This is a genomic window from Flavobacterium chungangensis (genome assembly GCF_042654045.1).
Taxonomy (GTDB): Bacteria; Bacteroidota; Bacteroidia; order Flavobacteriales; family Flavobacteriaceae; genus Flavobacterium; species Flavobacterium chungangensis.
Map to the genome: position 1 here is coordinate 524,806 of NZ_JBHSFY010000001.1, position 22,669 is coordinate 547,474.

Below are 22,669 nucleotides of genomic sequence, written 5' to 3' on the forward strand. Positions count from 1 at the left end.
AAACTGAAAAAAGCTGATATTGAACTACAATAAAATCTATATATATAAGATGTATTAATTGCAAGATTAAAAAGAAAAAAACAAAATATTTTATCTCCTGAAAGCTAAATTTCTTTATTAAAAACAACCCCATAATAAATATAAATCCCAACGATCTTACAATCAATCTCGACGTAACATCGAAGTGAAGTAAGAAGGAGAGAACGTATAAAAAATAAATGGAACCAAATAATAAAGCCAACGTTTTAATGGTTCTATTTTTATTCTGCTTTTTTATTTTTGAAATATTCAGAAGCAATAAGAGAATGATAAACGGTGTTGCTAAAGAAATTTTAAATACAAATGCGTATGATATCAATAGCAGACAAAACATTTCTATTCTAAATTTCCTGAAGATATCTTTAATTATCATAATTTGTTTCAACTGTTTTTTCTAAATTCAATTTATTTCTATGGATAGCAAATGGTATCGCAAAAAAAACCCAAATAAAAAGCATTATAAAGGACGGAAATGCATTAAAAGAAATTATTATACTAAACATACCGCCTACAATAGCATCTTCTTTTAGATAATAGGCTTTTGTTAAAACTAGAAATAAAAAAAGCATAAATAATAATAATGCAAAAACACCATATTCCGACATAACTTCTAAATAAACATTGTTAGGAATAGCTCTTTCATTTTTTCGCTGTGCAAAACGGTCAAAATATTCGCTTCTATTCACAACGATTTTTTTATACTTATTATAATAATCGTAATGTAATCCGTAATTAGCTGGTCCAACTCCAAAAAAGGGATTGTCGATTCCTGAATAAAAAGCTACTTTTCCTGTAATTACCCTATCTACTTTTGAGAAATTATTTTGGGTAAGGGTTTTAGTTGATTCAAAAAGCTTTTTATAGACAAATCTTTGGTAAAAATCGGTTTGAATGAATATTAGCACCCCAATTATAAAAACTGGAACAAGCTTAAGCATTACGTTTAATTTCAAAATTCTTTTTCTATAATAGTAAAAGACAAAAATAAATACTGAAATTACTGAAATGGTAGACATTGACACAATAACACTTAGAAGTAAAAACCATCCTTGTTTTATTTTCTTTAAATAAAATGATACCGATGCTGATAATAATAGAAACAAACCATAATAATTACCCTCTTTAAAAGTACTGCATCGAATAAAACCGTTTAAAGTTTGTGGTTCTCCCATTCCTGGAAGTTTAAGATAGGGAAGATTTAATCCTGAAGATATAAACAAATACCATCCGTAAATGGCTGCTATCATGGCACCTAAAATCCATTTCTCTAAAATTTTTATGTCTTTTGTAAACAACCGAAATGAATAAAAATAGGCCGCAATACATAAATAAAAGTAGCAGAGCCTTATAAAACTATCTCCTACCCTATTTATCCTAAATGGAATTACTTTTGGCAAATAAGGATAATTCCAAGGTATGTTTACAAAAAAAGATATTGTAACTAAAATACCTAATAAAACGATAATGAGATTATTGTTTATAAACCAAATCGAATCTTTTGAGATTGTTTTTTTATTTATATAGAAGAAAATTAAAATTACAAGCGCAATTTCTGATATTTTAAGCGGAAAAAAGATATTTAGCGTTAATGCCTGAGTAAAAGGCAAAAACACTAAAAACACTTTTTTTATATCAATTTTCATTTACTTATTTTATTTTTTTGTATCAAAAATCACTTTTAAGATTTTCGGGATTACTTTAAAATTTCCTTGTCTAATTCTATTACCAATAGTTAAGGTTAAAATTGATAAATAAATAAATCCTAAATTTTTTCTATTGTATTTTTTTGCAAAAGTAATTCTGCTTTTCATTGAAATCAGATCTATAAATTCTGATTTCTTTTTCTTTATTTTTGACTTTGTGCTATTTCCTTGTTTATGATAAATTCCAAAAACAGGAAGCATTTTTACTCCTCCATTTATTTTTTTTGCTCTCGAAATCCAATCTATTTCTTCAAAAAACAAAAAATAATCTTCTGATAATAATCCTATCGATTCAAGATCTCGATATTTTATTATCATAGATGCGCCAACAGGATAATCTGTTTTTTCGACTATTTTTTCAAATTTTAGAATTGCCTCTTTAATTAAAATCCCTTCTCCTACATGTTTGGTTAATCCTGTTTTTGTGTTATACCAACCACCTATTGATTGGACTATTTCTGGATTTTCATATTCTATTAATGGTGTTCCATAAATAATGTTTGTTTTTGAATCATTTTGTTTTTGAATCTCTTCAATGATATCAGAAAGACTATTTTTTTCTATAATAGTATCATTATTTAAAATCCAAATACAGGAATCAAAATCATTTTGATTTAAAATATACTTAAGCGCTACATTATTTCCTGCAGCAAAACCTTTGTTTTCTTCTGCTTTTACAAAAATTATTTTTTCGTTTCTGCTTTCTAATAAAAAATCTTTCTCGCTAATACTCAAAAATTTTAGCGGTTTTTTTTCTAAAGGATAAAGAATATCTTTAAAACTTGTTTCTTGTAACATTACGTTGCCTTCTGCCCAAGATTGTAACTCTTCTATATATTGTAATGTTTCACTATTATCAATAACAATTACCTGATAATTAAAATATTGCAGTTTTAGTATACTTTCTAAACATTCAATAGAATCTTGAGAATTGTTATAATTTAAAAGAACAATATATACTTTTATGTCCATCAGATTTATTATTCTAATTTTTAGATACTTTCAAAAAATACTGTGTGCTTATAAATGGTTCGAAAAGGCCAAATGTAATCTTATTAAAAGTAGATTTGATCGATGAAAGATGTCTTAAATTTGATTCTATCTTTTGCAACTTTAATTCTGGAATTTGCTTAATTAAATTAGACATGTCTCTTTTACAAAAGAATCTAATATGTGTTTTGTCAAAAATTCCTTCATCTGTATATTCAAAACTTCCTTTGACAAAAACTTTATAGAAAACTACATAATTTCTAACATTTGGTAAACTAATATAAAAATGTCCGTCTTTTTTTAAATAAGGAATTAATTTTTGAATTGTTTTATGAGGTTCTATTAAATGTTCTAAAACATCTGCTAAAATTATACTATCAAAAGAATTTAATTCAAAAGGAATTTCATCTTGTTCAATATTTCCAATAATAAATGATTCGAATTTTTCTTTATTCTGATTTACATCTACAATATCAAATCCGGTTATTTTTTTGGCTATTCCTTTATTTTTTAATTCTAACAAAGTGGCGCCAGTTCCTGCTCCAATTTCTAAAAATGATAAATCTTTACCTGCGTCTATAAATGAAATAATATCTTTTCTAACATTCGAAAAATACTGTTTTTCTTTTTCTAAATAAGACTCTTGCATATTGTTTATTGTTAATTTGAAATCCATTTGTATTTCTTTAAAGAAAATAATATTATTAACGTTGTGATTAAACTTTCAATTAAAAAAACGGCTATCAAACTTCCTTGAATTTTAAAAAACAAAGTCAAAAAATAACCCAAAATCATCATCAATAAAGAGCCTAAAGATAAAATTATAGATAATACTTTTTGTTCATTTTTATAAATTAAATATTGGTAAAAAGGAATATTCAAAGCGGTTATAATTGGAACTATTATAAATCCGGAATAAAAACTTAAAAGATTGTAAATCTTAGGGTTTACAATATCTTTAGTGATAATTAGATTTCCGCCAATTACAACCACTAAAACCCCAGTAATTAATAAAGCGATATTAAGGCTATTAATTTTCTTCAAAAATAGAATCCCTTCCTTTTTATTTCTACTGTAGGATTCGCAGAATTTAGGGAAACTAACATTAAAAAATACAGATAAATAACTTCTAAATATACTTAAAATCATGTCTCCAATTTTGTAAATACCAGCATAATAATCTCCAAGTAAATGCTGGATTATCAAAATCGGACTTTGGACATAGATAGCAATTGAAAAATTAGAAATGAGAATAGAAAACTCGTTTTTGAATTGTTCTCTAATTAGATCTGTCTTTAAATTAAAAAAAGACAGCTGATATGATTTCCATATTTTTATAAAGAAAAAAAAATAAACTAACGTATTAGCAGATCCAAGAATAAATAAAACTAGGTAATAATCTTCTTTTTTAGTTATTAAAAGATAAACAAGGCCAACATAAATTGTTTTTGATACAAATATAATCCTGTTGATGATGCCAAATTTTTCAAATCCTTGATAAATCCATGTAACATTAAAAAATTGTGCAGATAATAAAGTTACTGCCAAGAAATATAGCTTATGATCAATTCCAATAAAAATTAAATTACTTAAAACGATTGCAAAAGCTATTACTGTAAAAAAGCAAAGTTTAATAGCAAATGAAGTGTTTAAATAATCCTGAATTTTGCTAAAATTATTTTTATGAATACTTATCTCTTTGACTCCTAAAATATTAGAACCAAAATCAATAAACAAACCCAATAATGTAAATATAGATAAAACAACTCCTATTTTTCCCCAACTTTCTATACCACATACCGATATAACTTTTGGAGCAACTAATAAAGGTGCTATTAAATTTATTAACTGACCCGAACCGTACGTTAGATAATCTATAATTGTATTCTTTTTCATTTATCAATAATTGGATTAAAATACAATTATAAAAAGCGCATAAAGTTCTATTCTTCCTTTTTTTCCGTCATTATTGCCAATTTATCCATAAACAATTCATTTCCTATCATAAAAGGATCGTATTTATTATCTATAGTATTTAGCTTGTAACCAAAGTAATTAGGATCCCAAGTAACAAATTCATTGGGTGTAAAATAAAGAATATAGCCTTCTAAATCTCCATCAATTATTTCATTCTTATATTTCAAACTTATGTTTTTAATGGTAACATAAGATTGAGTTGGATTAAATCCTAAATCTACGCGTACATTTTTTAATTTAATGTTTTTAGGAAAATCCAATTCTATTTTCTGCATATCTTTAGATGCATAGATAGCTTGTGCTAACGAATTTTCTTCGCTCCAATCTTGTCCATCAAGTAAATAAAAGACTTGTAATTTATCATTCTTTTCAAAAACACCTTCAATAACAACTGAGAAGTTATCTTTTCCTTCGGTACTTTCTTCTTTTAAAACTTCATTTTTACATGAACTCAAAGTAAAAAATAATAGTAAAGCTCCAAATAGTAATTTTGTTTTCATATTTAATAAAGTATATTTTAAATCCTCAATTGTGAAGATTTCTAACTTTTAATTATTACTGTTGTTTTGCGATTGTTTTTTGTAAAATCTAAAAACAAATCTAAAAGAAATAAAAAGGAAAAGGAACAAAAATGGAAGTATAAGTTTTAATTTCCCATTGATTTTTTTTGTGTCTAAAACATTCAAAACATGACTGTTTTCTTTTATAATTTTATCTGAATTAATTATTTCCAGTCGATTGTACCCTTGGTCTGCAATTAATTTTTGCTTGGTTTTTAAAACCTCATCTATTTGCAAATTTTCATTATAATAAACTGTACTATTACTTTTATTTGCAGATTTTGAAAAACTATTTAAAAGAGCATTAATCTGATTTAGAATAGTATCGTTTTGAGCTATTCTTTCTTGGACATTTTTTAGTGCAACGATTTGAACTTTTTTATAATATTCAGACTTATTTAAATAATTTAAAAGTGGTTGAATGGTATTATCATTATCTATCAATCCACTTGTTGTAAAAAGAATTTTATGATAAGTATAATTTTTACTGGTAGTGTTATCTTCTATAATTTTGTTAACATCACTGTTTTCAGACATTAATTTTATTAATTCCAGATTTTTTTCTTTGTCTTCTATAAATCTATAAACATCAGCAATTGGTTTAATTTCAATTTTACTGATAATTAACGGATCTTTAAATCCTACTTCCTTTCTTAAAAACAAAGTATCTTGTTCATTAATTTTTGATCTTAGCAATTCAATTTTAGCATATAAATAATCAACACTTCCAAAATTTGGCGTAACAATTATCTGACTATCATAGATTTTTTGAGTTCGGTCTAAAACCATTCCGACAACAAAACCAACCAAAACTAAAACCAAAACAATTACCCAATTTTTTATAAAAAACTGAATTCCTTTAAAAATAGAAGTATTAATTCTAGCAAAAAAACTATTAACCTTCTTTGAAATCAGAACTAAATCAATCTCTTGATCTTCTGTATTCTGCGGTACTTTTGTACTCATTTAAAAGTGCTATTATAGATTGAAAATCTGTTCTAAAATTTTAATGGTAATCAAATAAGTTGGTTTTACACCTGTTGTTCCTAATCCGCCTGAAGCCAAAGTGCTTCCTGTTTCAAGAGGATTATCTGAAGCATAATACGCATAACGAACCTTAATATCATGCGGAACGCTTTTTCTAATTTTTGATGCCGACTGAATTGCTTTTTGGTAATAAGAACCTTCCATTTCTAGACCAATTACACCCCAAGTCGATTCGTGGAAAAATTTCAATAAATCTCTATTTTGCAATGAAGTTCCTAAAACGGTAACCATTGCTCCTTCATAAATATCAATATCATTTCCTTCGAACATTGCGCCAGTAAGTTCATTTTCAAAGAAATAATTATCAGCAGTTCCTTCGTTAATATGCGCAGACGGAATCATGATATCTCCTTTTCCACCTTCTAGAATTCCAGCTTTACCCATAATAGAAACCGATTTTACATTTAGTAAAGTTTCTTTTTTATATGGTTTTAAAAGTTCGTCGATAGTCTCGTAAGCTTGTTCACCAAAAGCATAATCCATTACGATAATTACTGGTTTATCTTCCCCAACATTAGCGTGAGAAAAGGCTGTTTTTGACCAATCAATTTTAGCGGTATCAAAAATTTGAACATCAATATTGGTTCCTGAGCAATCTGGCAATGAAATCATTCCGTTCTTTAAAGCCAAATCTTCTACTTGAGATCTAATTTCTTTTGAACCAGAACTGCTTAATTCTTCATAAATAAAGAAATCTGTTTTTCCTTTGTATTTTGTTTTTAACAATGGCGTTGCAAAAATCGAATTCATTACACTGTGCATGTTAGCACTAATGACGTGAATTGGTCTTTTTAGCAAATCATTTGCTTTAAGAACTTCTTTTATATTTGTTGCCCAAATTTCTCCGTGAATATGGTGTCCTAGACGCTCACGTAAAACTGGGCTAAAAGTAATTGTACGTTTATTATTTTCAACAATTTCTTCGATTGCTAATTTTCCTAACCAATAAATAACGTGCAAGAAACGATCTGGCGCAGTTTCTGAACCAAATGCGTCGTAAATGTCTAAAACCTCTTCAAAAGTTCTCGCCAAAATATTCGCAACGTGAGAAATCGCTTTTTCTTTTTCTACCAAAGTAAGCTTTTTGGTCTGCATAACAGCTTGTTCCAGTTTCTGCCAATCGCGAGAAACCTCTCCTCCATCGTCTATTAAAACTCTATTTTTAATTTTATGAGATTCAATGAAAATGAAAGTCAAGTGGGTTAGAATATCGTAAATGTCTGAACGTCCGCGTGTGATTTCGACATTCATTTGTTCTTCGTCGATTCTATAGCAATTTCTTCTTCTTTTTGGAGGAACAATTGCCTGGAAATGCGATTTAGAATATCCTTCGTCTGAAGTTAAATTGATAAAACGGCATTGCTCAATTCCTATCGGAAGACGCTCAATAACGTACAGAAGTCCGTTAAGTTCTACTTTTTCTTCGGCAATATTCCCGTAAATTTCAGGACGTAATGCTAATAATGATTCTCTTAAACTATCGCCCGAAACTCCCATTGGTTTGTAAAAACCACGGTTGAATAAATGGCGCATTGTAATGTACATTTTTTCTATAGCCGCAGAAGATTCCTGCGCTCTAGATCTTGATATATGTTTAGTTTCTTTCATGTCTTTTTATTTAAAAAATCAACTCTCTTTGTAAAGAAGATTCGAATATTTCGAAAGGCGAAAGTAGGAATTATATATATAACTTTAAAGAATTACCATTTAACAAATTGTTAGAAGGTTTTTTTGAAAAAGCTAAATTCTACTTTAAATTATCTGCAATATCTCTATTATTTGATAATCTAGGAAGTTTATTTTGTCCGCCCAGTTTTCCTTGCGATTTCATGTAATCTTGAAATCCGTTTTTAGAAACTTTCGTGATCACTACTTTTCTTAAAACGTTTCCGGTAATTAAATCATCATAATAAATGTTCTGCTTACGCATTGAATTGTCAATCGTTTCTGCAAAAAATTCCATGTCTTCAGGCTCTTTTTCAAATTCGATCAGCCATTCGTGATACGGAAGTCCGTTTTCTGGATTAATCTGTGGCGCAACAGTAAATTCGTTAATTACAATATTAGTAGAATTTACGGCTTCTTTCATCGCATTTTCGACCTCATTGGCAATTACGTGTTCACCAAAAGCCGAAATATAATGTTTAATACGTCCAGAAACTATAACACGATGCGGAGCCAAAGAGGTAAATTGAATAGTATCGCCAATATTATAGCGCCAAAGTCCTGCATTGGTCGAAATAATCAAAACGTAGTTTACTCCTACCTCAACTTCACCTATTGTATATACTTTCGGATTTTCGTTAAAGAATTCGTCTGCTTTTATGAACTCGTAGAAAATTCCTGAATTCAATAGCAGTAACATTCCTTTTTCTTTCTGAGAGTCTTGATAGGCAAAAAATCCTTCAGAAGCAGGAAACAATTCGATACTATCAACTTTTCGGCCAATCATGTTTTCAAATTTGGCGCGATAAGGCTCATAATTGACGCCTCCGTAAATAAACAGATTAAAGTTTTTGAAGATCTCGCCAATCTTTTTTCCGCCGCTTTTTTGCTGTAAACGTTCAAAATACATCTGGACCCAAGACGGAATTCCCGAAATCACCGACATATTTTCTTTGATTGTTTCATCGGCAATTGCATTTACTTTGGTTTCCCAATCTTCAATACAATTGGTTTCCCAAGATGGCATTCTGTTTTTCTGTAAATATTTAGGAACAAAGTGTGCTACAATTCCAGAAAGTCTTCCGAATTTGATTCCGTATTTTTCGGTTAGAATTGGGCTTCCCTGCAAAAAAATCATTTTTCCGTCAATAAAATCAGCATTTCCAGTTTCATGAATATAATGCAGAATCGCATTTCGAGCCGCTTCTATATGATAAGGCATCGATTCTTTGGTTAACGGAATAAATTTTGCTCCCGAAGTTGTTCCAGAAGTTTTAGCAAAATACAATGGTTTTCCTTTCCATAAAATATCCGATTCGCCTTTTACAACCTTTTCAACATAGGGTTTTAAATCTTCATAATCTCTTACAGGAACGCGTTTCTGAAAATCCTCAAAGTTTTTTATCTGATCAAAATGATGATCTTTTCCAAATGCAGTACTTTTTGCATTCTCTATCAAACTTTTAAAAACCTTTTGTTGGGTTTCAACTGGTTTTTCAGTCCATTTAAGCGTTTGTTTATATATTTTTCGGGCAAAAATTTTTGCCGCAATTGACTTAATTGACATTTTTAGTGGTATTATTTTTTGTCACTTTTCTTTTTGTCTTGAGATTTTGTCTTTGGCTCTTTTTCTGTTTCGGCTACATCTTCTCTTAGCTTTATTTCTGCATCAGATGCTTTCATATTTAAATCTGAAGCATCTTCAACAGATTCTGCTAAGATAGAATCTTTATTAAATTTTGAATATTCTAATTCCCCTTTTAAAACTTTCTGAATCCCTTTTATATAAGCCTCATTTTGTTTTAAAGCCGTTTCTAAAGAATCTGATTTAATAGCCAGTTTCGTAGCATTTCGTTTTAATTCTGTCGAAGAATATCCAGGAATAAATTCACGAAGTGGGGTAAATGCAATAATGAAAGTTGTAACCAAAATTAGAAATATTCCGCCTAAAGTAAACGTTACAAACACATTCATTAAAGTAAGCTTAAAAGAAAAGATCTCTTCAAAAGTGTCTTCATTTAAAATTACTAATCGGTTTTTAATGAATAGTTTTTTCCTAAAATTCTTTTTCTTATTCTTAGTCATTCTGCTTCTTTATGCTAGCAAATATAGTAATTAATCGTCATGATATTTGTTCTAAAAATTTCATGAAGAGCTATAATTTACGATTTTATAAAATATTTAACGCGGTCTAATCGAAATATTTTAAACTAAAAATACTTCTATTTCGTATATTTCTATATACCTTTGCGGAATAATTAAGATAAACAATTTGCTTCGGCATTAAATATATTAGTCATGGGAAGATTAGGTCTTACAGAAATCCTTGTTATCGTAGGTATTGTGATATTACTTTTTGGAGGTAAAAAAATTCCAGAATTAATGAAAGGTTTAGGAAGTGGAATTAAGGAATTTAAAAACGCTGCTAAAGACGATCAACCTGCTGCTTCTAAAAAACAAGAAGAAGAAACGAAATAATAAATTCGAAAAAATTATTAAGTCCCAAATTACAAATGTAGTTTGGGATTTTTTTTATATCTAAAAATTCTTACTTTTAGAGTCCCAAATTTTTACATATGAAAAACTTACTTTTAGTGATGGCTTTTCTGCTCACAGCAGAAAGTTGGTCGCAAACTCAACCCTTTCCCGCCAATAAGGTGTACGGAAACGGAATTATGGCTGTACCCAAAAACAGTCAGGATGCACAAAACAATTACGATACTTGGAAAACCAATTTTGTCGAAGACTGTAACAATGGCCGGTACAGGGTAAAATTTGACAATCCGGGTGAAACCGTTTCTGAAGGTATTGCATACGGAATGCTCCTATCTGCTTATATGGCCGATAAAGTACTCTTTGACGGTTTCTGGCTTTACTACAAAGACCATGTAAATGGAAATGGCGTTATGAACTGGAAAATAAACGGATGCTCAGGAACAGCAGGTGCAAACGGAGCTACAGATGCCGAACTAGATGCAGCATTTGCTTTAATTGTTGCCGATTATCAATGGGCAAGTTCTGGAAGCATCAATTACAAAAGTGATGCAAAAGCGCTTATTGCAGCAATTAAAAATTATGAAATTGAAGCCAATACTTTTGTTTTAAAACCTGGAGATCAATTCGGCGGAAGCCAAATTACCAACATATCCTACTTCTCTCCTGCTTATTACCGAGCTTTTGGTGTTTTTACAAATGATGTCGCTTTTTGGAATCAGGTTGCTGCTAAAGCTTATACGGTTATCAACAATAATTTGACACAAAATAAAGCCGTTGGCGGTTTAGTATCTGATTGGTGCGAAGCTTCTGGGGCTTATTCAGCTGAAGCTAATAGATATGCTAATGCAGGAAAAACCTATACTTATGATGCCGCTAGAACTCCTTGGAGAATTGCCGTTGATTATCTTTGGTATGGAACTCCAGATGCCAAAACCTATTCTAAAAAATCATCCGACTTTGTTCGCGTTAATCTAGGAGGTTCTGCAAACATCAAAGACGGTTACAATCAAAATGGAAACGTAATCGGACAATGGCATAATGCTACCTTTGTGGGCGCTTTTGCCTGCGCGGCTATGGCTGGTGAAGATCAGGCGCATTTAAATGCTTCTTATATTGATCTTAAAAACCTGAACGAGCCAAATAGTTATTTCAATCATACCCTTAAAACATTATATTCCCTATTACTAACAGGTAATTTCTATTTACCACTAAACGCCACATTATCTAATGATACTTTCGATCTTGAAAAATCTACAGTTACGCTTTACCCCAATCCGAGTGCTGATCGAATCACAATTAACGCGCCTGGGCAATCTACTATCTCGATAATTTCTTCTTCTGGAAGTATCATTCATCAGCAAAAAACAACTTCAGAATTGACAGAAATAAATTTAGCTAACCAGTCAAGAGGTGTTTATTTTGTAAAAATATCAAATGAAGATTTTAAAAGCATTACAAAAAAAGTCATTTTGAAATAACTCTAAATAAAAAAACTCCCAAATTACGATTGTAATTTGGGAGTTTTTTTATTTATAAATTTCGTTAAATATTCTTGAGAGAAAATTTGTATATATTTGATTAAATTTTTTTTATATGAAAAAAACTCTACTTTTTTTACTTTTCTTTTTACAATTATCTGGAACGTTTGCACAGAGCACGCAAGAAATAACAAATACATTTGGATCTTATCCTGGTTTTAATGACGATATTATCTGTATAAAAGAACAACCCGATGGAAAAATATTAGTAGGAGGCCGTTTTACTTCCTATAAAGGTGCTATTCAAAACAGATTGATTCGCTTAAATTCCGATGGAAGTAAAGACACTTCATTTGATATTGGAACTGGTTTTAATTTTAATGTAGAAGCTATTCTTTTACAACCCGATGGCAAAATAATAGTAGGCGGTTCTTTTAGTAAATTTCAAGATACTACGCAAGATGCTGTAATTCGTTTAAATCCTGATGGAAGCAAAGATCAATCATTTGTAATTGGATATGGAGGCAATACGGTATATGCTTTGGCAATACAATCTGATGGCAAAATACTAGTAGGAGGTGGATTTCAAAGCTTTGATGGTATTAGCTCAAAAAGTTTGGTTAGATTAAATACAAATGGAAGTACGGATCCTAACTTTAAACCAAAAATTAGTGATTACAGATATATAAAATCTATAATTGTACAACCTAATGGTAAAATACTAATAGAAGGAAATTTTAGCGTTCCTCAAAACGAAATCGTTCGTTTAAATACTGACGGAAGCCACGATCCTTCATTTGATATAGGAACAAATGGTTTTCAAGATAATAATGTTCAATCAATGGCATTACAATCTGATGGGAAGATAATTGTGGCTGGAACATTTAGTAGTTATAAAGGAATTACTGAAAATGGTCTAATTCGTTTAAATAGCGATGGAAGTAAAGATCTTTCTTTTGACGTAAAAAGTGGCTTTAACAAAATTTCTCCTGATAGTCCAGATCACATTTATTATGGAATTAGAAATATAGTAATACAAGCTGATGAAAAAATATTAATCATGGGCAACTTTATAAGTTATCAGGGAATTAATTCAAACGGCTTGGTGCGCATTAATACAGATGGATCTAGAGATAATTCTTTCAACATTGATACCCAATTTACGAATGACCCAACTAAATCTAAAACCATAACGTTGCAATCTAACGGAAAATTATTAGTAGGATGGGATATTACAAATAACCAAAATATCACTCAAAAACATTTAACCCGTTTAAATGCAGATGGTACTAAAGATTCTTCTTTAAAAATAGGCACAGGTTTAAATTTTGCTGTTAATTCAATAGTAAAGCAAAGTGACGGAAAAATACTTGTCGGTGGAAATTTTACTAACTATAAAGAGGCTTCTCAAAATAATCTAATTCGTTTAAATTCTGATAAAACCAAAGATAATTCTTTTTCTCTCGGATCTGGATTTAATGGCTCTGTTAATAGCATTGTATTACAAGATGATGGCAAAATAATAGTAGGTGGTAAGTTTACTAAATATCAAGAGAGTACTCAAAATTACTTAATTCGTTTAAATACAGATGGAACCAAAGATTCTTCCTTTAACATAGGTATAGGATTTGATAATCAGGTTAATTCTATAACTATACAACCCGATGGAAAAATATTAGTAGGAGGTGATTTTAAGAAATATCAAGGCATTTCTAAAGGTTATTTGATTCGTTTAAACCGCGATGGTAGTAATGACGATACATTTAAATTAGGAACTTATCTAACAAGTATGTCTGTTAATGGAAAAATAGTAAATGCAATAGTAGTGCAACCTGATGGCAAAATACTTGTAGGTGGAGGCTTTGAAAAATATCAAAATTTAACCCAAGATGGTTTAATCCGATTAAATTCTGATGGTACAAAGGACACTTCTTTAGATATAGGAACTGGATTTAGTAGTGATATCTACTCTATAATTTTACAAAATGACGGAAAAATTTTGATAGGAGGTGCTTTTGAAAGTTATAAAGGAATCAGCCAAAAGAAATTAATTCGTTTAAATACAGATGGAAGTAAAGATAATTCTTTTGATGTTGGACTCACTTTTCAAGACTGTATAATCTATTCTTCGGTTCTTCAAAATGATGGAAAAATAATTGTTGGTAGTTATAGTTATAATGATCAGAAATTAACTGAAAATAATTTGGTGCGATTAAATTCTGATGGAAGCAAAGACAATGATTTTCTCATTGGAGTTGTATTTTTTAACAATAATAAAACTTCGAGTTATGTTAAAACAATATTACAATCAAATAATGAGTTAATAATTGGAGGTGATTTTACGGCATATCAAGGAAATAACCAATCTGCTTATTTAATAGGCTTAAACTCAACTAAATTTAATTTATCAAACGAAGATTTCATCAAAGAAAACAAATTTTTTTCTGTATGGCCAAATCCAGTAAAAAATACATTAAATATCAATTCATTAAATGAATCTAATTACTCCGTAAAAATTTATGATTTGTTAGGAAGATTGATTTACACAAAAGAAAATGTAAATACTTCAATAGACGTAAGCTCTTTTACATCAGGTTTGTATTTAATTAAAATTAAAGCCGAAAACGGAGAAGCTTCGCAAAAGTTCATAAAAATATAATCGATTGATTTCCAAAAAAAATGCCCAAATTACGAATTGTAATTTGGGCATTTTTATTTAAAGTAATTGTATTTTATTTACACTTATTTTTATCAAAAATAGATGTAATCTGGTTTAATACTTTGTCTAGCTCAAATGTTTCCTTTTCAATTGCTTTGCTTATTTTAGTACAATCTGCAAATTCCTGCTTGGCCATTTTTTTCATGGTCGCATCTGTTCCGTATGATTTTACTACATTTCCCATCGTGTTATAGCCAAAAACCAAATGGTCTGTTTCTTTTTTTCCAAAAAAATAAGACGAACTAGGTGACCTGAATGTATTTCTTCTAGCATCTCCCTTATCAAAAATTTTACCTATTTTAAATTCTTTGACATACACAATTTCAAACCAATGTTTCTTTTTTGAATTAGAAAATTTTCCTGAAAAAATATTGGCACTGGTTAAATAAAGATATTCCATTGTAAATATACCGCCTGATTCACCAGTGTATACTATTTTAGTAAGCTCTTTGCTTGGTATTTTTTCAGTATCTGAATCTTCATTCGCTTTAAAAGTTACTTTAGAATCATCATCATCAACTAGTTTTGCTAGACCTGTTTTTTGAGTTCCATCTGCTAAATACAAAACTGCTTTAAGAAATTTTGCTTGTCCTACAGTAGAACATAATAATGCTATTAGAATTAAAAAGTTTTTTTTCATAAGTATTTTTGGGGTTTTAATTTCGGGCAAATATAGTAGTATAGGTAGGAATTATTTTAAAAAATAAACCTAACCACTAATATTCAATCTTAAATCAAGTTTAGTTTACTCATTATCAAAGATTTTAAAACATATAAAAATGACTTACAAAATTTAAACTGAAACTGATTTAAACTAAAAACGCCCAAACTTCAAAAAGTTTGAGCGTATTATTATGTTTCCAAATTAAAAAATAGAGTTTTATAAAATCATCGTTAGCTGAATTCTCTTTCTATCTTCATCAACCTCAGTAACTTTTACATCAACATGCTGATGCAGTTTCACCACTTCATTCACGTCACTTACAAAGCCGGCCTTTAACTGCGAAATATGTACTAATCCGCTTTCTTTGATTCCGATATCAACAAAACAGCCGAAGTTGGTGATATTATTAACAATTCCCGGAAGAATCATCCCTGTTTTCACATCTTTAATCGATTTTACGTTGGCATCAAATTCAAAAACCTTAGCCGACTTTCTTGGATCCAATCCGGGCTTTTCAAGCTCTTTTATGATATCTTTCAGGGTAAGTAAACCAATTTCAGGAGTAACATACTTTTCGGCCTTAATAAGCGCTGTTTTCTCTTTATTTGCAATTAATTCATTTAAAGAAATATTCAAATCCTTCGCCATCTTTTCAACAACCGGATAAGCTTCTGGATGCACTGCCGAATTATCCAGCGGATTTTTAGCATTTGTAATTCTAATAAACGCTGCTCCTTGCTGATAAGCTTTATCTCCTAAACGCGGCACTTTTTTCAACTGTTTTCTGTCTTCAAAAGGTCCGTTTTCAGAACGATATTGTACAATGTTTTCAGCCAGCTTCTCTCCGATTCCACTCACATAACTTAATAAGTGTTTACTTGCCGTGTTGATGTTAATTCCAACCGAGTTTACACAACGAATAACAGTATTATCTAATTCTTCTTTTAATTTAGTTTGGTCAACATCGTGCTGATACTGCCCTACTCCAATCGCTTTCGGGTCGATTTTTACCAATTCGGCCAACGGATCAGAAAGCCTTCTTCCGATGGAAACTGATCCACGTACCGTTACATCGTAATTTGGAAATTCCTCTCTCGCAATTTTGGAAGCCGAATATACTGAAGCTCCAGCCTCAGAAACTATAAATACCTGAACTGGTTTGTCAAACGCAATTTTTTTGATGAAAAATTCAGTTTCTCTCGAAGCCGTACCGTTTCCAATAGAAATCGCATCAATTTGATAGGCGTTAACCATCGAACGGATTTTTTTAATCGCCATCGATTCCTCATTTTGAGGCGCGTGCGGATAAATGGTTTCATTGTATAACAAATCGCCTTTTTCGTCCAAACAAACCACTTTACAACCGCTTCTAAATCCTGGATCGATTGCCAAAATACGTTTTTCTCCCAACGGCGGAGCCAATAATAACTGACCTAAATTGTTGGCAAAAACCTGAATTGAGTTGGCATCCGCTTTTGCTTTTGCTTCCTGCAGGGTTTCGTTTCCAATTGCTGGATTCAATAAACGTTTATAACTATCCTCTATTGCTAATTGCAAATGAGCTGTTGAATTATTTTGTTTTTTAATGATGATTTCGTCAATAACATCGTACGCATCGTCGATGTCAACATCAATTTTCATTTTGATAAAACCTTCGTTTTCTGCACGAAGCATTGCCAATAAACGGTGTGCTGGCGCTTTTGTTAAAGGTTCTTCCCAATCAAAATATTGGTTGAATTTCTGTGCTCCTTCTTCTTCCGCTTTCTTTTTAACCACTTTTGTAGTGATTGTCGCTTTTCGCTGAAATAATCTACGAAGCTGTTTACGAACGTAGATGTTCTCGTTGATCCATTCGGCTACAATATCTCTTGCACCTTGAATAGCGGCCTCTTCGTTAATAACATTTTCATTAATGTACTGTGTTGAAATAAAATCTATATCAGCATCACTTTCAGATATAATCAATTTCGCCAAAGGTTCTAAACCGAATTCGCGCGCAACATCGGCTTTTGTTTTTTTCTTCTTTTTGTATGGAAGGTAAAAATCCTCGATTTCTTGTAAATCAAAACTGTCTTCAATTTTTTTCTTCAAATCTGGCGTAAGTGCTTTTTGTTCTTCAATAGATTTTAAAACGGCTTCTTTACGTTTTATAAGTGTATCATAATCTTTTTGAAGTTTTGCAATCTGCTCAATTACAGTTTCATCAAGATTTCCGGTAGCATCTTTTCGGTAACGCGAAATAAACGGAATCGTACAGTCTTCTTCTAATAATTTTACTGTGTTTTGAATACTAACTGCTGGCGCCTGCACAGACTTGGCAATGAATTGAATATTAGTCATACTTTTAATGAAATGATTTTCTTACTTAAAATAGTGTAATTTACTTGTTAAAACGTTTCTGCAAAATAGTAAATCATTTGGCTAAAATAATATCTTTGTTTCTAATTTTAAACCAATGGAAGTTTTATTACTATATTTTTTATTTATAAATGTTCTCGTTTTTATTTTCGCTGGATATGACAAATCTCAAGCTCGAAAAAATAACCGAAGAATTCCTGAAAAAACCTTGTTTCTCATGGCTTTAATTGGAGGTTCACTCGGGTTATTAACAGCGATGTTATTATTTAGACATAAAACGAGTAAAACTTCTTTTATTGTGAAGTTTGTTTTGATTTTAGTAATTCAAGCATCACTTATAATTGCCTTTATGAATTACAAAAAGTAGATATTAACATTGTTGATAACTCAAAAAATAGTGTTTTTACAAAATTTTAAATAACTGAATATAAATACTTAAATAAAAAACCGGGCAAATTAAAAAATCGGCCCGGTGTGTTTATTACTAGGTGCGAAGCACCGAATTTTTTTTTGACTTTTATGCACAAGCAATTTTATTCACTCTATTTTGGTGTCTCCCACCTTCAAAAGCGGTATCAAGGAAAGTTTCAACGATTTCAACAGCCTGATGAATTGAAGTAAATCTTGCTGGAATACTCACAACATTTGCATCATTGTGTAAACGAGTTAAATAGGCAATTTCTTTAGTCCAGCATAAACCAGCTCTTACTTTAGGGTGTTTATTAACAGTCATTGCAATTCCGTTACCGCTTCCGCAGATAACGATTCCAAAATCAGCTTTTCCTTCAGATACATCATTTGCCACAGGATGTCCAAAATCAGGATAATCAACAGAAGCATCAGTATCTGTACCATAGTTAGTTACTTCATATCCTCTAGCATTCAGCATTTCAACAATTGCTTTTTTATATTCTGGTCCTGCGTGGTCGTTTCCTATCGAAATTTTCATTTTTCTATACTATTAAGTTGTGTTATGCAAATTTACTCAATTAATAAATGGTTGCTACGAATTACACCAATTTTCACAAATTATTTTCTTTTTCAATACTATATAAACATTCCAATATAAGTTCGTACACATTCGTGTAATTCGTTTCAAAAAAACAAAAATCACAACTATCTTACTGTCAAAATCTTATAGGTTATTAACAATTTTGATAACTCTATAACTATCTCATAATCAATGAAGAATAAACAGAATATTTGTTAAAATTTTGAGGTGTTAATAGGAGTTTGTAATTGCTTGATATTCAATTAACTTTAAGTTAACAGAAAATGTTAATAAGTTCGAAAAGAAAATTAGAAGTTTTTTTTGGTTGTTTCAAAAAAATACCTAATCCAAAACTTGATTTTAATATGCAAGAAAAGTTTCGTGAATTTTTGGAAAAGTTATCAATATCAAAAATACCATTTTCAACAGAAATCAACATATCAACTTATCTACAAAATCAATTCAAATTTGGTTGTCAACCGTTGTTAATTAAAATATAAAAAGTCTTATAAATTAATCATTTAACCAAAAATAACTATGTTGATAACTCAAAATAACTAAGAGAAACTTCATTTCAATACTTTTAAAAATAAATTTATTCGACATATTAACACACTATAATAACCAACAAATTTTTTTAAATTTTTAAAAATCTTTTTTGTTGTATTTAATATATGTTGAAAACTAAAAAAGTTGAAAAGGAAAAAATTTTTTTGATGAATTGAATTTTACTCTTTTTTTGAGTTTGTTTGAATCTGTTTCAGACAATTTTGAGAGGATTGTTGAGATTGTCCAAAATTTGTTTGACTTCTTCGAAATCGTTTGGATGAACTTTGAGTTTGATGCCACCGAGTGCGTTGGAGTAAAACGGCATGACAGAGAGTGTCATTTCGTTTTCAAAAAAGAACGGAATTCCTTCTTGCTCTAGTAAGTGTTTGAGAACTACGGTTTCGTGCAGATAATTGAATACGGCAATCGTTTTGAAGCTTTCCATTTTAGGTCTTTTTGTAAATGTACGAAAAGTTATAATTTTAATAATTCTATTTGTTAAAATCTGTAATCTGATTTCTTATTCGTAATTTTAAACCTTATTAGAAAAGATATATGAGTAAGAAAATTAGAAAGCCGATAAAAAAGGAGAAAGACTTCTCTGGAAAAATACTTAAGATTTTATCGCAAAATGCTAATAAACCTTTCAATTACAAACAAATAGGAGCTAAGCTAGAATTAGATGATACAAATAGTAGAAATCAGATTATAAAAGAACTAAAGATTCTTGCTGCTCAAAAGAAGATTATAGAAACAGAACCTGGAAAATACTTGATTAAAGCAGTAAGCCAGGATTACTACGAAGGAACAATAGATATGACGAGCAGAAAAACGGCATATTTTATTTGTGATGAATTTGAAGAAGATGTTTTTATTCCGACAAATAATTTGAATCGTGCATTAGATAAAGACAAAGTAAAAGTTTACGTTTATAACCGTAGAAAAGGAAAAAGACCTGAAGGTGAAGTAATTGAAGTGGTCGAAAGAGATAAAACAGAATTTGTTGGTGTAATTGATATGCAGCCAAATTTTGCTTTTGTTTCTACTGCAAATCCTAAAATGTATACCGATATTTTTATCCCAAAAGATAAAATCGGTGAAGCAGAAAACGGTGATGTTGTTTTAGTTAAGATCGAAGATTGGCCAAAAAGAGCCGATAGTCCGTTTGGATCTGTAATTCGAGTTTTAGGAAAACCTGGAGAACATAATACTGAAATTCATGCTATTTTAGCTGAATATGGCTTGCCAGCAGATTTTCCTGTTGAAGTAGAGGTATTTGCACAAAAGCTGGACACCTCGATTCAGGAATCTGAAATTGCAAAACGTCGTGATATGCGTGATACACTTACGTTTACGATTGACCCAAAAGATGCAAAAGATTTTGATGATGCCTTGTCTTTCAAAAAGTTAGAGAATGGAAACTTTGAAATTGGAATTCATATTGCCGATGTTTCGTATTATTTAGAAGAAGGAACAATCTTGGATGATGAAGCGTATCAAAGAGCTACTTCGGTTTATTTGGTCGATAGAGTAGTGCCAATGCTTCCAGAAGTATTGTCTAACTTTGCTTGTTCACTTCGTCCAAATGAAGAGAAATATACATTCTCTGCTGTATTTGAAATTTCGCCAACTTCACAGGTTATTAACCAATGGTTTGGAAGAACAGTAATTTATTCAGATCAACGTTTTGCTTACGAAGAGGCTCAGCATATTATTGAAACAAAAGGAAATAATACCATTCCAGTTGATATTTCTATTACCGGAGAATCGTATGTAGTTTCAGATGAAATTGTTGAAGCCACTTTAAAATTGGATGAATTAGCTAAGATTTTAAGAAAGAAAAGAATGCAGCAAGGCGCTATTTCTTTTGATAAAGTGGAAGTTAAATTTAATCTTAATGAAGAAGGAGAACCAGAAGGAGTATATTTTAAAGTATCAAAAGATGCCAATCATTTGATTGAAGAATTTATGCTTTTGGCTAACAGAAAAGTAGCAGAATATATTGGAAAACAAAAGAAAACCTTTGTTTACCGTATTCACGATGAACCAAATGAAGATAAACTGGTTGCCATGCAAACGGTAATTGCTAAGTTTGGTTATAAAATTGATTTTAGAACAAAAGGTGATATAGCAAAATCAATAAATGCTTTGATGGAAGAAGTAAACGGTAAGAAAGAACAAAATCTTATTGATACTCTTGCCATTAGAAGTATGAGTAAAGCCAAATACTCGACTGATAATATTGGTCATTATGGTTTAGCTTTTGATTATTATAGCCATTTTACATCGCCAATTCGTCGTTACCCAGACGTTATGGTACATCGTTTGTTACAATATTATTTGGATGGTGGAGCGTCTGTAGATGAGGAAACTTACGAAACCAAATGTCTGCATTGTTCAAACATGGAAAGTTTAGCTACTAATGCTGAGCGAGATAGTATTAAATACATGCAGGTTAAATACATGCAGGATCATCAGGATGAAGAATTCCTTGGGGTTATTTCTGGTGTTACCGAATGGGGAATTTATGTTGAAATCGTTTCTAATAAATGTGAAGGAATGGTAAGAATCAGAGAAATAAAAGAGGATTACTATACTTTTGACGAAAGGCAATATGCATTGGTTGGAGCAACTTCAAACCGTTTACTGCAGTTAGGAGACGAGATTTATGTTAAAGTAAAAAATGCTGATTTAGTTAAAAAACAACTTGATTTTCATTTTTTAAGAAGAGCAGAATAAATAATTAATTTAAAAATAAAAGTATGAGAAAGCTAATTATTGGAGCAGCAATTTTATTTGTACAAATGTCTTTTGGTCAGGTTACCAAAGAGTTAGGTGATTTTGATAGCGTAAAAGTATTTGATAAATTAAGTGTAAAATTAGTTCAGTCATCTGAAAATAAAATTGTTATCAAAGGAGCAAGAGAAGCAGAGGTTGAAGCGGTTAACAAAAATGGTATTTTAAAATTAAGAATGCCTTTTCCAAAACTTTTGTCTGGAAATGATCTTGATATTACATTATACTACAAACATTTAGAACTTATTGATGTTAATGAAGGAGCAGAGGTAAAAAGCAGTGAAGCTATCAAAGCAACTTCTTTTAAAGTAAGTGCACAAGAAGGAGGTGTTATTAATGTTGATTTGAATGTTGATAAACTCAAAGTAAGCTCTGTTTCAGGAGGTTCTATTACTTTGACAGGAAAAGCAGAAAATCAAGTTGCAAGTTTAGGAGCTGGCGGTTATTTGTTAGCAAGTAAATTAAGTACGTCTCAGACTACTGTAAGCGTTTCTGCGGGAGGAAAAGCCGATGTTAATGCTTCTACCCTTGTCGATGCAAAAGTGAGCGCAGGAGGCTCTATTTACATTTATGGAAAACCAAAGCAAATAAACCAAAAAACTGTTTTTGGCGGTAAAATAGAAGAAGTAAAATAACA

At 30.4% G+C, this 22,669-nt stretch carries 19 protein-coding genes; 6 read left to right on the top strand and 13 right to left on the bottom strand.

Annotated features, from left to right (window positions below):
• Positions 1-401: 401 nt before the first annotated feature.
• From ACFO3N_RS02385 to ACFO3N_RS02425, 9 genes are all read right to left on the bottom strand, one after another.
• Positions 402-1,682, bottom strand: coding sequence for an O-antigen ligase family protein (locus ACFO3N_RS02385; RefSeq protein WP_379795070.1), 1,281 nt, complete (start codon positions 1,680-1,682; stop codon positions 402-404).
• A 9-nt stretch (positions 1,683-1,691) separates the two neighbouring features.
• The gene (locus ACFO3N_RS02390) at positions 1,692-2,714 is read right to left on the bottom strand and encodes a glycosyltransferase family protein (RefSeq protein ID WP_379795071.1); all 1,023 of its coding nucleotides are present in this window, start codon (positions 2,712-2,714) and stop codon (positions 1,692-1,694) included.
• A gap of 13 nt (positions 2,715-2,727) precedes the next feature.
• A complete protein-coding gene (locus tag ACFO3N_RS02395; protein WP_379795072.1) occupies positions 2,728-3,408 on the bottom strand; it encodes a class I SAM-dependent methyltransferase in 681 nt (226 codons plus the stop codon).
• Positions 3,393-4,628, bottom strand: a complete 1,236-nt coding sequence (locus tag ACFO3N_RS02400; RefSeq protein WP_379795073.1) for an oligosaccharide flippase family protein — start codon at positions 4,626-4,628, stop codon at positions 3,393-3,395. The genes ACFO3N_RS02395 and ACFO3N_RS02400 overlap by 16 nt, the downstream gene beginning before the upstream one ends.
• 47 nt (positions 4,629-4,675) lie before the next feature.
• Positions 4,676-5,209: a hypothetical protein gene (locus tag ACFO3N_RS02405; protein ID WP_379795074.1), complete on the bottom strand. Its 534-nt coding sequence runs from the start codon at positions 5,207-5,209 to the stop codon at positions 4,676-4,678.
• 48 nt (positions 5,210-5,257) lie between these two features.
• Positions 5,258-6,235, bottom strand: a complete 978-nt coding sequence (locus ACFO3N_RS02410) for a hypothetical protein (protein WP_379795075.1) — start codon at positions 6,233-6,235, stop codon at positions 5,258-5,260.
• A 12-nt stretch (positions 6,236-6,247) separates the two neighbouring features.
• Positions 6,248-7,924 carry a DUF6909 family protein gene (locus ACFO3N_RS02415; protein WP_379795076.1) on the bottom strand — a complete coding sequence of 559 codons (1,677 nt, stop codon included), beginning with the start codon at positions 7,922-7,924 and terminating at the stop codon, positions 6,248-6,250.
• Positions 7,925-8,063: 139 nt separating this feature from the next.
• The gene (locus tag ACFO3N_RS02420) at positions 8,064-9,548 is read right to left on the bottom strand and encodes a GH3 auxin-responsive promoter family protein (RefSeq protein WP_379795077.1); all 1,485 of its coding nucleotides are present in this window, start codon (positions 9,546-9,548) and stop codon (positions 8,064-8,066) included.
• Between the two features lie 11 nt (positions 9,549-9,559).
• Positions 9,560-10,066 (bottom strand): peptidase, encoded by a 507-nt coding sequence (locus ACFO3N_RS02425; protein ID WP_379795078.1) that lies wholly within the window; start codon positions 10,064-10,066, stop codon positions 9,560-9,562.
• 213 nt (positions 10,067-10,279) lie between these two features.
• Here ACFO3N_RS02425 and ACFO3N_RS02430 point away from each other — a divergent pair, with 213 nt between their 5' ends.
• From ACFO3N_RS02430 to ACFO3N_RS02440, 3 genes are all read left to right on the top strand, one after another.
• Positions 10,280-10,459: a Sec-independent protein translocase subunit TatA/TatB gene (locus tag ACFO3N_RS02430; RefSeq protein ID WP_008465789.1), complete on the top strand. Its 180-nt coding sequence runs from the start codon at positions 10,280-10,282 to the stop codon at positions 10,457-10,459.
• Between the two features lie 98 nt (positions 10,460-10,557).
• On the top strand, positions 10,558-11,955 hold the full coding sequence (locus ACFO3N_RS02435; protein WP_379795079.1) for a glycosyl hydrolase family 8: 1,398 nt from the start codon (positions 10,558-10,560) through the stop codon (positions 11,953-11,955).
• Between the two features lie 115 nt (positions 11,956-12,070).
• Positions 12,071-14,614 carry a T9SS type A sorting domain-containing protein gene (locus ACFO3N_RS02440; protein ID WP_379795080.1) on the top strand — a complete coding sequence of 848 codons (2,544 nt, stop codon included), beginning with the start codon at positions 12,071-12,073 and terminating at the stop codon, positions 14,612-14,614.
• A gap of 73 nt (positions 14,615-14,687) precedes the next feature.
• Here ACFO3N_RS02440 and ACFO3N_RS02445 read toward each other — a convergent pair whose 3' ends face one another.
• The gene (locus tag ACFO3N_RS02445; RefSeq protein ID WP_250834641.1) at positions 14,688-15,314 is read right to left on the bottom strand and encodes a hypothetical protein; all 627 of its coding nucleotides are present in this window, start codon (positions 15,312-15,314) and stop codon (positions 14,688-14,690) included.
• 240 nt (positions 15,315-15,554) lie between these two features.
• Complete coding sequence (locus tag ACFO3N_RS02450) at positions 15,555-17,678, bottom strand: Tex family protein (RefSeq protein WP_379795081.1); 2,124 nt, start codon at positions 17,676-17,678, stop codon at positions 15,555-15,557.
• A gap of 115 nt (positions 17,679-17,793) precedes the next feature.
• On the opposite strand from ACFO3N_RS02450, the gene ACFO3N_RS02455 reads away from it, so the two are divergent.
• Positions 17,794-18,063, top strand: coding sequence for a DUF1294 domain-containing protein (locus ACFO3N_RS02455; RefSeq protein ID WP_379795082.1), 270 nt, complete (start codon positions 17,794-17,796; stop codon positions 18,061-18,063).
• A 150-nt stretch (positions 18,064-18,213) separates the two neighbouring features.
• On the opposite strand, the gene rpiB is transcribed toward ACFO3N_RS02455, so the two are convergent.
• Positions 18,214-18,645 carry a ribose 5-phosphate isomerase B gene (rpiB, locus tag ACFO3N_RS02460; protein WP_379795083.1) on the bottom strand — a complete coding sequence of 144 codons (432 nt, stop codon included), beginning with the start codon at positions 18,643-18,645 and terminating at the stop codon, positions 18,214-18,216.
• A gap of 802 nt (positions 18,646-19,447) precedes the next feature.
• A complete protein-coding gene (locus ACFO3N_RS02465) occupies positions 19,448-19,681 on the bottom strand; it encodes a putative signal transducing protein (protein WP_379795084.1) in 234 nt (77 codons plus the stop codon).
• A 110-nt stretch (positions 19,682-19,791) separates the two neighbouring features.
• Between ACFO3N_RS02465 and rnr the strand changes: the two genes are divergently transcribed.
• On the top strand, positions 19,792-21,975 hold the full coding sequence (rnr, locus tag ACFO3N_RS02470; RefSeq protein ID WP_379795085.1) for a ribonuclease R: 2,184 nt from the start codon (positions 19,792-19,794) through the stop codon (positions 21,973-21,975).
• Between the two features lie 23 nt (positions 21,976-21,998).
• Positions 21,999-22,667 carry a head GIN domain-containing protein gene (locus ACFO3N_RS02475; protein ID WP_379795086.1) on the top strand — a complete coding sequence of 223 codons (669 nt, stop codon included), beginning with the start codon at positions 21,999-22,001 and terminating at the stop codon, positions 22,665-22,667.
• The last annotated feature ends 2 nt before the right edge of the window (positions 22,668-22,669 follow it).

Bases quoted from the DNA above. Each gene is read 5' to 3' on its own strand.
- ACFO3N_RS02385 (WP_379795070.1), bottom strand. From the start codon at position 1,682: ATGAAAATTGATATAAAAAAAGTGTTTTTAGTGTTTTTGCCTTTTACT.
- ACFO3N_RS02390 (WP_379795071.1), bottom strand. From the start codon at position 2,714: ATGGACATAAAAGTATATATTGTTCTTTTAAATTATAACAATTCTCAA.
- ACFO3N_RS02395 (WP_379795072.1), bottom strand. From the start codon at position 3,408: ATGGATTTCAAATTAACAATAAACAATATGCAAGAGTCTTATTTAGAA.
- ACFO3N_RS02400 (WP_379795073.1), bottom strand. From the start codon at position 4,628: ATGAAAAAGAATACAATTATAGATTATCTAACGTACGGTTCGGGTCAG.
- ACFO3N_RS02405 (WP_379795074.1), bottom strand. From the start codon at position 5,209: ATGAAAACAAAATTACTATTTGGAGCTTTACTATTATTTTTTACTTTG.
- ACFO3N_RS02410 (WP_379795075.1), bottom strand. From the start codon at position 6,235: ATGAGTACAAAAGTACCGCAGAATACAGAAGATCAAGAGATTGATTTA.
- ACFO3N_RS02415 (WP_379795076.1), bottom strand. From the start codon at position 7,924: ATGAAAGAAACTAAACATATATCAAGATCTAGAGCGCAGGAATCTTCT.
- ACFO3N_RS02420 (WP_379795077.1), bottom strand. From the start codon at position 9,548: ATGTCAATTAAGTCAATTGCGGCAAAAATTTTTGCCCGAAAAATATAT.
- ACFO3N_RS02425 (WP_379795078.1), bottom strand. From the start codon at position 10,066: ATGACTAAGAATAAGAAAAAGAATTTTAGGAAAAAACTATTCATTAAA.
- ACFO3N_RS02430 (WP_008465789.1), top strand. From the start codon at position 10,280: ATGGGAAGATTAGGTCTTACAGAAATCCTTGTTATCGTAGGTATTGTG.
- ACFO3N_RS02435 (WP_379795079.1), top strand. From the start codon at position 10,558: ATGAAAAACTTACTTTTAGTGATGGCTTTTCTGCTCACAGCAGAAAGT.
- ACFO3N_RS02440 (WP_379795080.1), top strand. From the start codon at position 12,071: ATGAAAAAAACTCTACTTTTTTTACTTTTCTTTTTACAATTATCTGGA.
- ACFO3N_RS02445 (WP_250834641.1), bottom strand. From the start codon at position 15,314: ATGAAAAAAAACTTTTTAATTCTAATAGCATTATTATGTTCTACTGTA.
- ACFO3N_RS02450 (WP_379795081.1), bottom strand. From the start codon at position 17,678: ATGACTAATATTCAATTCATTGCCAAGTCTGTGCAGGCGCCAGCAGTT.
- ACFO3N_RS02455 (WP_379795082.1), top strand. From the start codon at position 17,794: ATGGAAGTTTTATTACTATATTTTTTATTTATAAATGTTCTCGTTTTT.
- rpiB (WP_379795083.1), bottom strand. From the start codon at position 18,645: ATGAAAATTTCGATAGGAAACGACCACGCAGGACCAGAATATAAAAAA.
- ACFO3N_RS02465 (WP_379795084.1), bottom strand. From the start codon at position 19,681: ATGGAAAGCTTCAAAACGATTGCCGTATTCAATTATCTGCACGAAACC.
- rnr (WP_379795085.1), top strand. From the start codon at position 19,792: ATGAGTAAGAAAATTAGAAAGCCGATAAAAAAGGAGAAAGACTTCTCT.
- ACFO3N_RS02475 (WP_379795086.1), top strand. From the start codon at position 21,999: ATGAGAAAGCTAATTATTGGAGCAGCAATTTTATTTGTACAAATGTCT.